At 66.5% G+C, this 12136-nt stretch carries 10 protein-coding genes; 4 read left to right on the forward strand and 6 right to left on the reverse strand.

The window, feature by feature from the left end; all coding sequences use genetic code 11:
• Window positions 1-142: 142 nt before the first annotated feature.
• Window positions 143-2032 (reverse strand): FG-GAP repeat domain-containing protein, encoded by a 1890-nt coding sequence (locus ABD298_RS06015; RefSeq protein WP_344298735.1) that lies wholly within the window; start codon window positions 2030-2032, stop codon window positions 143-145.
• Window positions 2033-2047: 15 nt separating this feature from the next.
• On the reverse strand, window positions 2048-3508 hold the full coding sequence (locus tag ABD298_RS06020) for an FG-GAP repeat domain-containing protein (RefSeq protein WP_344298736.1): 1461 nt from the start codon (window positions 3506-3508) through the stop codon (window positions 2048-2050).
• A 233-nt stretch (window positions 3509-3741) separates the two neighbouring features.
• Between ABD298_RS06020 and ABD298_RS06025 the strand changes: the two genes are divergently transcribed.
• Together ABD298_RS06025 and ABD298_RS06030 are read left to right on the forward strand one after the other, a co-directional pair.
• Window positions 3742-4455 carry a class E sortase gene (locus tag ABD298_RS06025; protein WP_344299060.1) on the forward strand — a complete coding sequence of 238 codons (714 nt, stop codon included), beginning with the start codon at window positions 3742-3744 and terminating at the stop codon, window positions 4453-4455.
• A 2-nt stretch (window positions 4456-4457) separates the two neighbouring features.
• Window positions 4458-4625 carry a hypothetical protein gene (locus ABD298_RS06030; protein ID WP_344298737.1) on the forward strand — a complete coding sequence of 56 codons (168 nt, stop codon included), beginning with the start codon at window positions 4458-4460 and terminating at the stop codon, window positions 4623-4625.
• Window positions 4626-4661: 36 nt separating this feature from the next.
• Here ABD298_RS06030 and ABD298_RS06035 read toward each other — a convergent pair whose 3' ends face one another.
• The gene (locus tag ABD298_RS06035) at window positions 4662-6128 is read right to left on the reverse strand and encodes a sugar nucleotide-binding protein (protein WP_344299061.1); all 1467 of its coding nucleotides are present in this window, start codon (window positions 6126-6128) and stop codon (window positions 4662-4664) included.
• 5 nt (window positions 6129-6133) lie between these two features.
• Window positions 6134-7129, reverse strand: coding sequence for a dTDP-glucose 4,6-dehydratase (gene rfbB / locus ABD298_RS06040; protein WP_344298738.1), 996 nt, complete (start codon window positions 7127-7129; stop codon window positions 6134-6136).
• A gap of 54 nt (window positions 7130-7183) precedes the next feature.
• On the opposite strand from rfbB, the gene rfbA reads away from it, so the two are divergent.
• Entirely contained in the window at window positions 7184-8053 is an 870-nt protein-coding gene (gene rfbA, locus ABD298_RS06045) for a glucose-1-phosphate thymidylyltransferase RfbA (RefSeq protein WP_344298739.1), read from the forward strand.
• Window positions 8054-8688: 635 nt separating this feature from the next.
• Window positions 8689-9801 carry a hypothetical protein gene (locus tag ABD298_RS06050; RefSeq protein ID WP_344298740.1) on the forward strand — a complete coding sequence of 371 codons (1113 nt, stop codon included), beginning with the start codon at window positions 8689-8691 and terminating at the stop codon, window positions 9799-9801.
• Window positions 9802-9919: 118 nt separating this feature from the next.
• Here the strand turns inward: ABD298_RS06050 and ABD298_RS06055 are convergent, their stop codons facing one another.
• The gene (locus tag ABD298_RS06055; protein ID WP_344298741.1) at window positions 9920-11038 is read right to left on the reverse strand and encodes a glycosyltransferase; all 1119 of its coding nucleotides are present in this window, start codon (window positions 11036-11038) and stop codon (window positions 9920-9922) included.
• Window positions 11039-11102: 64 nt separating this feature from the next.
• Window positions 11103-12083: a glycosyltransferase family 2 protein gene (locus ABD298_RS06060; RefSeq protein WP_344298742.1), complete on the reverse strand. Its 981-nt coding sequence runs from the start codon at window positions 12081-12083 to the stop codon at window positions 11103-11105.
• Window positions 12084-12136: the final 53 nt, after the last annotated feature.

Raw genomic sequence — 12136 nt, forward strand, 5'->3', positions numbered from 1 at the left:
GAGGGATGGGACTTTGGGCCTGACGTCGCCGCGGCTCCGGGAAACATGTGTCCTCCTGCGGGGTGACGGGTCAAACCCCGGTTGACCCGTCACCCCGCAGGCGGGAACCCCTCCCGGCGGCCGCAGGTCAGAAGTCGGCTGCTCAGAAGACGGCCGTGAACCCGCCCCAGCCCCAACCGATGGTCGCGGCGCCCTTCCAGCCGGACGCACCGTTGCCGAAGTACATGGTGAGCCGGCCCGCGTCGTCGATCCCGAAGACGTCCGGCTTGCCGTCCGAGTCGAAGTCCCCGGCGGTGCCAATACGCTTCATGCCGCTCCAGCCCCAGCCGATGGCTGTCCCGGTGCCCGGGGCGAAACCGCCTTTGCCGTCGCCGGCGTACAGGCGCAGCGCGCCGGACGCGTCACGGGCGAGGACGTCATTGGCGCCGTCGCCGTTCACGTCACCGGGTGCGATGATCTGGTCGAGGCCGCGCCATCCCCACCCCACGGTGCGCGGAGGCAGGAAGCCGACTCCGTCGTCGCCCGGGTAGAGCACCAGGTCACCGGAACGGGTGCGGGCCAGGAGGTCGTTGGTGCCGTCGCCGTTGAAGTCGCCAGCGGGCACGATCGAGTCGAAGATGTCCCAGCCCTGGCCAATCTGGGTGTTCACGCGGCCGTCGCCGTTGAAGTAGGGCATCTCCCAGCCGCCCCGCCCGTTGCCGGCGTACAGGAGAAGCCGGCCGGCGGCGTCGCGCGCAATGACGTCCCCGCTGCCGGAGTTGTCGAAGGAGCCAGGGGCGAGCACGGCGTCGAAGGCGTTCCACCCCGTGCCGATCAGGCGCGGGGCAAGCCACCCGCCCCGGCCGTCGCCGGGGTAGAGCATGAGCTCGCCCGCGGCGGTGCGGGCGAACACGTCGGCGTTCCCGTCGAGGTCGAACCCCTGGGAGCGGTGGACGGCCGGGACCACCCGCTGCGCGGACCTGGTCGTCGCGGCGCTGGGGCCGAAGGAGATGGTGACCTCAACCGACAGCGTGTGCAGCCTGTCCTCGGGAGCCACGGTGTACCGGGCGGTGGTCGCTCCGGGCACAACCACGCCGTCCCGCTTCCAGATGTAGCTGTAGACGGCCTCCCCGCCGGCCGGTGTGACGGTGACGGGTTCCGGGCTGGTGAAATCGGGGTACAGGTCCTTGCCCGCCGCAGGGGTCCCCGCGATGCGGATCTGCGGCGCCGAAACAGGCCGCGGCATGGGGCCGAAGCCTGCGGAGGTGACCACGACCTCGCGGTAGCCCGGGGTCCGCGCGGTGACCTGCACGCTGATCATGGCCCCAGCATCCCGGGAGGGTTCGAACGCATACGTGTTCCCGCTGCGGCTCTCGATCGGCACGCCGTCCCGCAGCCACGTGTAGTTGAACAGCGTGTAGGGCGGCCAGGCGCCCATCTCGGCCTTGAGATAGGGGAAGTGCGGCTCGTACTGGTTGACCAGGGTCGGGGTGGGCGGGGACACGTGGTCGGCGAGGATCCTGTCTGGGTTGTCGACCGAGTAGTCGCCAGGCTCGAGCGCGATCGGGGCCACCTCAGTCACGCCGGGGACGCCGAAGACGTCAGTCTCACCGTTGCGATAGATCCACACGGTGGCCTGCCCGTCACGGAATTCGATGATGACGCTGTGCAGCGTGTAGGCGCCGCTCCAGTGGTGGGCCTGGACGGTGCCGCTGGCCACGGCCTCCAGCGGGCCCGAGCCCGTGGGGGTTCCCGTCCATTCGAGCGAATACCCGGCGTTGCCCTCCTCGTTGGCGTACACGAACCGCACCCTCTGGGCGGGCGCCGAGAGGGTGAAGCGTGTCTGCGCGATCTCGCCGGGCTTGAGGCTTGCTCCCGGGCCGACCACGGACGTGAGTGCCGGGACTGCTGTCCCGTCGGCGGCGGCTGGCCCAACGGCCAGCGCGACGAGGCTCGCTGCAAGCAGCAGTGCCGCGGTGAGCGCTGAGCGCACGACGGCGCTGAGCCGCCTCGCGCGCGATGGCGCGCCGGAGCGCGGGTCGACAGTGACCAAGGAGTCCCCTCCAGCTCAGAAGACGGCCGTGAACCCGCCCCAGCCCCAGCCGACCTTCGAGGCGCCCTTCCAGTAGCCCTCCGCCAGGCTGCGGCCCTTGGCCGTCGCGTTGGTGAGGTACATCGAGAGGCTCCCGCCGGCGTCGACCGCGAACACGTCCGGGTCTCCGTCGCCGGTGAAGTCGCCCACGGTGCCGATTCGCGAGAAGCTCCAGCCGGTGCCGATCGTCTGCGCGCTGACGTTCATGAACCCGCCGGCGCCGTCGCCGCGGAAGAGCCGCAGGCTGCCCTGCTGGTCGCGGGCCACGAGGTCCGTCTTGAAGTCGCCGTCCATGTCCACGGCGGTGAGCTGGTCCAGGCCGTCCCAGCCCCAGCCGACGGTGGCCGGGGCGAGCCAGCCGCCGCGCCCGTCCCCCGGGTACACGACGATGGTGTTCTGCGCGGTGCGGGCGAGGACGTCGTTGAAGCCGTCGCCGGTGAAGTCGCCGGCGCCGACGATGTCCTTCATGCCCTGCCAGCCCGCGCCGACCTGCCGGCTGCCCTTCCAGCCGCCCGCGCCGTTGCCGGCGTAGAGGAAGAGCCGCCCGGCGGCGTCGCGCGCGAGGACGTCGGTGGCGCCGTCGCCGTCGAAGTCGCCGGGGGCGAGGAGCTTGTCGAACCCGCCCCAGCCCCAGCCGACCGCGCGGGCGGGGAGCCAGCCCCCGGCGCCGTTGCCCGGGTAGAGCATGAGCGTGCCGTCGGCGGTGCGGGCGAAGACGTCGGCCCTGCCGTCGGCGTCGAAGCCACTCGTCTGGGCCGCGGCCCTGGCCCGGACGGCGGGCGTCGTGACGGTCTTGCTGGAGAGGCCGCCGTCGTAGGAGAGGGTGAAGTCGACGCTGAGGAGGTGGGCCACGTCGTCGGCGGTCACGGTGTACTGGGGCTGGACCGCCCCGGGGATGGGCGCGCCGTCGCGCTTCCACGCGTAGGTGTAGGTGGGGGTACCGCCGTCGGGGATGACCGAGGGGGGCACCGGCGAGCCGAACTCGGGGCGGATGCTCCCGCCGAGGGCGGCGTTGCCGGCCATGACGACCCGCGGGACCAGGACGGTGCGGGCAGCGGGTCCGTAGGGGGCGCTGGTGAACTGCGCGGGCTGGTAGCCCGGCGCGGTGGCGGAGACGGCGAGGGTGAGGTTCGTGCCCACCTCGGGGAGCCCGAGCCCGTAGTCCGGATTGGTGGCGCCGGGGATCGGCTGGCCGTTGCTGGACCACTGGTAGGTGAGGTCCGTGCCGGCCGGCCACGTGGTGGGGTTCCCGAGGAAGAGCCGCAGCCCGGGGACCCGCTCCTCGTTGATCTGCGGCGTGTACGCGGGGAATTCCAGCGTGTCCGCGGCGTGGGCGGCGGGTGCCAGGAGCACCGCGGCGAGGATGGCAGAGAGCACGACGGCGGCGAGTCGCCGCAGGCGTGCGGGCGCGCCGGAGCGCGGGTCGGCAGTGACCAAGGAGTCCCCCAAGGACGAGAGCGGCGGGGCGGTGCGGTGCCCGGCCGGATCGGATGCGATGAAGGAACTGTATCCCGGATTGGTATTCTGCTTTGGACCGGCGAACGAAGGGGGATCCGTTGCCAGCCGCGCCCACGGAGACAGACGCGAGTACTGACTCCGGCTCTTCTGGAACTGCGCTCCGACGGCGCCGCCGTGCCCCGCGCCCTCCCGCCCGCGGGGGGCTCTTCGCCCTGCAGGTGGTCGGGGAGCTGGTCTGCACGGTCGGGGCGATCATCGTGCTCTTCGTGGTGTGGCAGCTGTGGTGGACGAACGTCGAGGCCGACGCCCGCCAGGGCGCCGTGGTCCGCGAGTTCGTCCAAGACGCGGCCACGCCGGACCCCGCCCCCTCCCCCACCGCCACGGCGGCGCCGAAGCCCGGCGACGGGCCGGCGCCGGTCCCTGAGCAGCCGGGCAATCTGGGCGTGATCGGCGTGATGTACATCCCGCGGTTCGGGGAGGCGTATGCGCGGCCGGTGCTCGAGGGCACGGGCCGGGACGTCCTGGACACGCTCGGGCTGGGCCACTACGGGTCCACCTCGATGCCCGGTGCGCCGGGGAACTTCGCCCTCGCCGGCCACCGCCAGACGCACGGCGCGGTGCTGGACAACATCGATCTGCTGGAGCCCGGTGACAAGATCTACCTGCAGACCAAGGACGCGTACTACACGTACGTGTTCCGCAGCGGCGAAATCGTGCTCCCGGACGCCCTCGACGTCCTGCTGCCCGTGCCGCACAAGCCGGGCGCGAAGCCGACGGAGAGCCTCCTGACCCTGACCACCTGCCACCCGCGCTACGGCTCGACGGAGCGGTTCATCGCCTACTCGACGCTCGACTCCTGGCGCCCGACGTCGGCCGGTCCCCCGCCCGAGATCGCCGCCACCGTGGCCGCCGCCCAGAAAGGCTGACGATGTACGCCTGGATCTTCCGGAACCTCCCCGGCCCGCTGTGGCTGCGCATCCTCACCAGCCTGCTGCTCGTGGCGGCGGCGCTGTTCCTGATGGTGCGGTTCCTGTTCCCGTGGCTCGCTGAGGTGACGCACGCGGGCGAGAACACGGTGGGCATGCTGCTGTTGTGAACGGGCGGGGCCAGCGCGTGCTGGCCCGCCCTGCGTTCAGCGACCTTGAGGGACTCGTACCTGATCGTCGGCCCCGAGATAGGTGCGGAGTCGGTCTTCCCAGCGGTGGGGGATGAAGCCGGTGGCCTCGATCTTGCGCAGGTCCAGCGCAGAGTTCAGCGGCCTGGGAGCGGCGCCGGGCTTGTCGGCGAAGTAGGCGGCGGTGGTGGTGCGCTGGATGTCCCCGGGGTGGCGTCCGAGGACGGCGAACACCTCGGCGGCAACGTCGGCCCAACTGGCCACCTCCCCCGAGCAGCTGAGGTTGTAGGTCCCGTACGGAGCCCGGGTGTCGAGGAGGTAGCGGATGGCCGCCGCGAGGTCCTCGGTGAAGGTGGGCCGGCCAAACTGGTCATCCACCACCGCCGGGTTCACCTCGCGAGCAGCTAGGCGTGCCATGGTGCGCACGAAGTTGTCCCCGTCTCCGATCACCCAGGACGTGCGCACTGTGTAGTGCCTCGGCAAGGCGCCCACCGCGGCGTCCCCCGCCGCCTTGGACTGCCCGTACACCCCCAGTGGCGAGAACGGCTCATCCTCCGCATGCACTGCCACGGTGCCGTCGAAGACGTAGTCGCTGGAGACGTTGACCAGGGTGATCCGGTGCTCGGCCGCGACCCTGGCCAGCTTCGCCACCGCGGCGGCGTTGACCGCCCACGCGTCCCGGCGCCCCTCGGGCGTCTCTGCCTTGTCGACGGCGGTGTAGGCGGCGGCGTTGATGATCGTGGAGTACTGGGACCAGTCCCGCGAGGCGTACGAGTCCGGGTCGGCGAGGTCGAACTCGGAGCGAGAGGCGAAATCGACAGCGGCAGGTGAGTCATCGGCTCCGTACGCATTGCGGAGTGCCTTGCCGAGCTGGCCTCCGGCGCCGAGCACGAGGACCTTCTTCGGCCGCATCGGCTCAACGTCGGCCAACCGCGGGTGGGCGCGGTCCTTCTCCGACAGCTCCGCGTCCTCCAGCGGGATCGGCCACGGGATCGCCACGGTCTCGTCGGCAAGGTTCAAGAACGTGTACTCGCCCTGGGCCTCGGCAGACCAGTGGTCGTTGACCAGGTAGGTGTAGGCCGTGCCGTCCTGGAGGGTCTGGAACGCGTTGCCCACCCCGCGCGGGACGAACACTGCCCGCGACGGGTCCAGCTCGGCAGTGGCCACCGCCCCGAACGTGGGGCCCTGGCGCAGGTCCACCCACGCGCCGAAGATCCGCCCAGTGGCGACCGAGATGTACTTGTCCCACGGCTCGGCGTGGATCCCCCGCGTGGTCCCGGCAGTGGCGTTGAAGGAGACGTTGTTCTGCACCGGGGCGAAGTCCGGCAGCCCCAGCGCGCCCATCTTCTGACGCTGCCAGTTCTCCTTGAACCAGCCCCGGTTGTCGCCGTGGACAGGGAGGTCGTACAGGACGACGCCGGGGATGGTCGTCTCGTGCGCCGTGAGGGGCTTTGAGAACTCGATGCGGGATTCGTCGCCGGACATTGCGGTCACTGGCCCTGCACCTTGTACTTTGCCTCGGTGGCGGCCTTCTGCGGGCGCCACCAGTTCTCGTTGTCCCGGTACCACTGGATCGTGGCCGCAAGGCCAGTCTCGAAGTCCCCGTACTGCGGGCTCCAGCCGAGTTCGGTGCGCAGCTTCGTGGAGTCGATCGCGTAGCGCAGGTCGTGCCCGGCCCGGTCCACGACCAGGTCATACGCGTCCGGTGCCTGGCCCATCTCCTTGAGGATGAGTTCGACGACGTCCTTGTTGTTCTTCTCGCCGTCGGCGCCGATGAGGTAGGTCTCCCCGATGGCACCATTCTCGAGGATGGTCAGGACCGCCGAGGAGTGGTCGTTCGCGTGGATCCAGTCCCGCACGTTCTCGCCCTTGCCGTACAGCTTCGGCCGGACGCCGTCGATCACGTTGGTGATCTGGCGGGGGATGAACTTCTCCACATGCTGGTAGGGGCCGTAGTTGTTCGAGCAGTTGCTGATGGTGGCCTCGAGCCCGAACGAGCGCACCCACGCCCGCACCAGCAGGTCCGATCCGGCCTTGGTCGCCGAGTACGGGCTCGAGGGGTTGTACGGGGTGGACTCGGTGAACCGCGCCGGGTCCTCCAGCGCCAGGTCCCCGTACACCTCGTCGGTGGAGATGTGGTGGAACCGCGTCCCATGCCGGCGCACGGCCTCGATCAGGGTATACGTGCCCACGATATTCGTCTCCAGGAACGGGCGCGGGTCCCGCAGCGAATTGTCGTTGTGGCTCTCCGCCGCGTAATGCACCACCGCGTCCGCCCCCGCCACGAGGGAATCCACCAGGGTCGCATCCGCCACATCCCCCCGCACGAACCGGAACCGGTCCCCCGCCAGCCCCTCCAACGACGCCAGATTCCCCGCGTACGTCAACTTGTCGAGCACACATACTTCGTGCTCTGTGTTGTTAATCACATAATGAACAAAATTGGAGCCGATGAATCCCGCTCCCCCGGTGACGAGTACTCGCATGCCGTGAATGTATCGGTTTTGGGAACAGCGGCGCGAACCGTAAAGATGACTTCCATGAAGGGAATCATCCTGGCAGGGGGCACCGGGTCCAGACTCCACCCCATCACCCTGGGCGTGAGCAAGCAGCTCGTGCCCGTGTACGACAAGCCCATGGTCTACTACCCGCTCTCGACCCTGCTGTTAGCAGGCATCCGGGACGTACTGGTCATCACCACCCCGATGGACGCCCCGTTCTTCGAACGCCTCCTCGGCGACGGCAGCCAGTTCGGCATCTCCATCACCTACGTCCAGCAGCCATCCCCTGACGGCCTGGCCCAGGCCTTCATCCTCGGCGCTGAGCACATCGGCGCCGACACAGTGGCTCTCGTCCTCGGGGACAACATCTTCTACGGCCCCGGCCTGGGCGCACAACTCAGCCGTCACCATCACATCGATGGGGCCTGCATCTTCGGCTACTGGGTGAAGGACCCAAGCGCGTATGGAGTGGTCGAGTTTGACGGCGCGGGTCGCGCGGTCTCCATCGAGGAGAAGCCCGCCCAGCCCAAGAGCAACTACGCCATCCCTGGCCTGTACTTCTACGACAACGACGTCGTCCCCATCGCCAAGGACCTCAAGCCCTCCGCCCGCGGCGAGCTCGAGATCAGCGACGTGAACCGTAAGTACTTGGCCTCCGGGAAACTGCATGTCGAAGTCCTCCCCCGTGGCACCGCATGGCTCGACACCGGGACGATCGACGACCTCAACGACGCCTCCAACTTCATCCGCACCATCGAGAACCGGCAGGGACTCAAGATCGGCGCACCCGAGGAGATCGCCTGGCGCCAGGGCTTCCTCAGCGACGAAGAACTGGGAGCACGCGCAGAAAAATTGCTCAAGAGCGGTTACGGAAAATACCTTCTCGAACTCCTCGATAACCCCCGGTGAAGTGCCGAGGGCCGCGGAAGCACCCTTAGCTGCGATATCCGATTCGGTCTTCGCCTCTAACGTGCCAGCAAAATGATACAATTGCCCCCGACGTAGCGCCATGTGTGAGGGATAGAACTATGAAGTCATCATCGGTCGCCCGGTTTAGCGTCGCAGTCGCTACGATGGCCTTATTGGCGGGGTGCACCTCGCTAGTGAGCAGCGCTCCCGATACCGACGCTAATTCGAATTCAATTTCGACAGCACTTGCTGGCACTCGCCCGACATCGTATGCGCAAACGTACACTGTCGATCCCGCCAATGCAGGAGGCGGTGCCGGAGCCTATGCGACACTAGCCGCGGCTGTTTCAGCCGCGCAGAATGACATCAAGGCCGAAGGTAGTGGGATCCCATCGGACCTCGCTCGCTCCACTCCCGCCCAGCGGCGTCTGATAACAGTTGCTCCCGGCACATACAACGAACAGGTCAAGATGCCAAGTCACGTTGATATCCGTGGCCTAGGGAAAAGCCCGTCGGACACTGTCTTCACTTGGTCAGGGACGACGACTGGTGCGACGTTGGAGACAAGCGGCGCGTCTACGCACGTTTCGAACCTGAAAATCATCGACACATCCTCAGTGGACACTCGCCATCCCATGCGCGACGCCGGCACTGGCGGAGACGCGGATAAATTGCTCAATCGCGCACCTCGAACGGTGGTGATTGAGGATGTCGAGCTCGTCAGCTCGCCAACGTCCGGCGCGAAGGGGGGCGCGATCGATATGAGCCCTGGGCAAGGAACCGTGATGCTGTTCAACCGCGTTACCTTCGATGCGTATGCTCAGCCGCAAGCTATCAGTGCAGTCCTAGGCAAAGGCACGAATACCGACCCGGGCACCACAGTCACATTTGCCGACTGCACGATCATCGCCAACAAGTCAATTCCAGCTGGGGCAAGTGATCGACCAACATCCGAAGCGCATCCGGTTGGCCTCACGGACTTCGGCGGTGGTTCGCAGGACAGGTTCTTCTGGTATGGGGGCACCTTCGACGTTGCGGGTTTCGCCCCACTAGCAGGCGAGATAACGGCTAACTACGAGGCCCTCGCGGGGGGTAAACCGGCGGTTCAATGGTTTGTTGACCCAAAGGTTTCTGTAAAGGACCAGACTAAAGGCGCAGGAGTCCACTCGGTAGAAGAGGCTGAACCGGAAATCCCAAAGAAGGGGGTTTCCCGCGAGGAGGAAAGAGCCTACCTCCCCGACTTTGACAGCAACCCATCCTCTGGCGTCGCGCTCACGCCAAGTGCAAGGCCGACTCAAAAGGGGACCCTCGCTGCCGGCCGAATCTACTACGTGAAAGTGAGGGTCACAGAGGCCATGCGTCCAATCGCGGTGCGCATTGGGGTTGGAAGCGGGCCGGGAAAGGTCGCGGCAGGTTTTTATCTCGACCAGGCAGGGGAGCCAGCATCGGACGGGAATCTGCGCGGTATCGCTAGACCTGTCGAGGCGCGCGAGGGCGAGCAATCCATCCAACTACAAGCCCGCCGTCGTATTTGGCCAGGCCACCGGTACGTATGGATTGCTTTCGCCACATCGAACTCCGCTACCACAGTCGACGTGGTGGCGGACGCCGTAGCTGCGGGCTTCACTGTGAAGTATCAAGATGGATGGGACGGCGTATCCGCATTGGGAGCACCCGGGTCGTTGTCAGATCTGCCAGCCGGGCAGCCTGCGCCCATCCCGGCTCTGGTCCCGTTCGGATCACAATAGTGCGCAAGACAGGCCGCCCTTGACATTGGTCGGGACACGTCCGGCGTTTTCGGGGAGCCTGCCGCCTTCGGATCGCGCCGGTATCACCGGGCGGTGGCCGCGTCTGCGGACGGGTTCCTTATGCTCGCACCAGCCCCAGCACTTCTTGCCTGAGCCTCTCCCGAAATCGCTCCTCTGAGAACTGTTCGGTGTGCTTTCGAATAACGTCTGCATTCCATACTTCAGCGCGGAAGCTCTCTACGGCCTGCCTGATGAGCGCGGCAGTCGGTTCCTCGATGAACTGCCCAGTCACACCCTCTACGATTGTGTCGAGGTATCCACCGGCGCGTAGAGCGATCGTCGGCTTCCCCCAAGCTCCGCCCTCGAGCGGAGTGATGCCGAAGTCCTCATAGCTGGGCGCTATCACGGCTTTGGCGGACGCGTACGCCCACCGCATCTGAGCGTCACTGAGATGCGAAGCCAAGCGGACATTGTCCGGCATGTTCGCACGCAGTTTCTCTGCCATGGGCCCGGCTCCTATCACAAGCAGCTTGTCGTCGAGTCCGCGGAATGCCTCCACGGCCTGGTCGACGTTCTTGTAGGGCAGCAGGCGTGAGACGGTCAGGAAGTGGCCACCGCCGACAATGAAGTCTTCGAGTCCTGGTATGGGCTCGCGAATGCCTTGAATGTCCACGCTGTGTGGGGGGTGGACGACGTCGACTGTCTTGCCGTAGACCCTTCGGATGCGGTCTTGGACGATTGTGGAGTTGGCTACATACTTATCTGCCATTGCGGCTGAACGGCGATCCCAGCGGATCAGAAACGGCTTGAGTGCAGCAAGGGCGAGAGCCTTAGCGCCGCGCTGGCGGCCAGCGCCCAGGTATTGATCGGTCAAGTAGAGCCATCGGGCTGGAGAGTGGCAATAGACGAGCATCTGTCCGTCCGTGTCGAAGCCGTGCGCCCAACCGCTCGAGGATGCCAAGACGATATCTGCTGGAACTTTGAGCGCGCTCGAAGCCGGGGCGAGAAACGGTAATGCAGCCCGGTGGTCTCGCCGGAGCGCTGGGATGCGGTTAAGGGCCGACGTGACAATGTTCGCCTCCCGGAACTCAGGATACGTTCCTTCAGGATCGTAGAGCGTCGTGTAGATCTTCGCCGCGGGGAACGTGCGATGCATCGCCAAGACGACGCGCTCGGCGCCGCCCCGCTGCGTTAGGTAGTCGTGGGCGATCGCAACGACAGGATCAGAGCGGGTCACGGGCAGTCTCCTAGAAGGGTCTGTGCTGGCGAGAACGGCGGTACTGATTCAGGAGTATTCACTTTCAAAAGTCTTCGCTGGCTCGCTCTGGGCGTTGTGCGCCAGCTAGTCCTGCCGACTCGACTCCCAGTGCTATCAGCTTCTCTGCCAGCTTTATGGGAACGAAAGGAGCGATGGTGTCGACCGCCGCCCCGTAAGCCCGAAGGGTGCGCGTCGTCGCGAATCGCGCGCCCGCACCCACGATGAGGCCCCACGCACCGCCGCCGGCCGACGGCTCGGGCAGTGCCTGGGTTCCGTGAATCCCTACGAACGTTTCGCGTGCGCTGCCGGAATGCAGGGCTCGAACCGTTCGAACAGCGGTCGTCGTCGACGCACCATGATGGATCGCCATGAGATCCGGTGCCACGACAACGCGGACTCCCGCTGCATGCAGCCGATAGCCAAAATCAACGTCTTCCCAGCCATAGCGGCGGTACCGGGAATCGTAACCTCCCAGGTTCCGGTGAATGATCTTGGAAACTGAGACGTTGGCTGCCCAGAGTCGCCAGGTTGAATGTTCTGGCAGACGAAGGGCGTCCCGGATGAATCTACGGTCAGCTGCTCTCCCATAGGCGCGCGCGAAAGGAGTGTCCGGGTAGTGGTTCGTCGTCAGGCCCACAACTCCAATCGGGCCAGTCGCATGGCTGTGGTGGGCAATGTGCCCCCTTACGAAGCCGAAACCGGGTTCGAGATCGTCATCGGAACGGATGAGGATTTCCCCACTGGCTAGATCTGCACCAGCGTTGAGCGCCGCCGAGCGTCCGAGATTCTCAGGGAAAACGATCGTACGCAGCGGAAGTCGATCCGACCAGGAATCCAAGAGTCGAGCTGTTCCATCGATATCACCGTCAACGACGACAACCACCTCGAAGTCGTCCGTGTCCTGTAGAGAGAGTGCCCTCAAGAGCACGGGAAGCCGCTTGGCTCCGCCACGCGTCGGAACGACAATACTAGCTGCAGGGTTCACTTCACCGTCACCACCTTTCGTCGAAGCGTCATCAAGCATGTGCGCATGAGTTGGGTCCCCCTTTGCTCACCCAAGTAGTGCAGACCCCAGGC

Source organism: Sinomonas flava, assembly GCF_039531875.1.
Classification (GTDB): Bacteria; Actinomycetota; Actinomycetes; order Actinomycetales; family Micrococcaceae; genus Sinomonas; species Sinomonas flava.

Bases quoted from the DNA above. Each gene is read 5' to 3' on its own strand.
- ABD298_RS06030 (WP_344298737.1), top strand. From the start codon at position 4,458: ATGTACGCCTGGATCTTCCGGAACCTCCCCGGCCCGCTGTGGCTGCGC.
- ABD298_RS06035 (WP_344299061.1), bottom strand. From the start codon at position 6,128: ATGTCCGGCGACGAATCCCGCATCGAGTTCTCAAAGCCCCTCACGGCG.
- rfbB (WP_344298738.1), bottom strand. From the start codon at position 7,129: ATGCGAGTACTCGTCACCGGGGGAGCGGGATTCATCGGCTCCAATTTT.
- rfbA (WP_344298739.1), top strand. From the start codon at position 7,184: ATGAAGGGAATCATCCTGGCAGGGGGCACCGGGTCCAGACTCCACCCC.
- ABD298_RS06050 (WP_344298740.1), top strand. From the start codon at position 8,689: ATGCGCGACGCCGGCACTGGCGGAGACGCGGATAAATTGCTCAATCGC.
- ABD298_RS06060 (WP_344298742.1), bottom strand. From the start codon at position 12,083: ATGCTTGATGACGCTTCGACGAAAGGTGGTGACGGTGAAGTGAACCCT.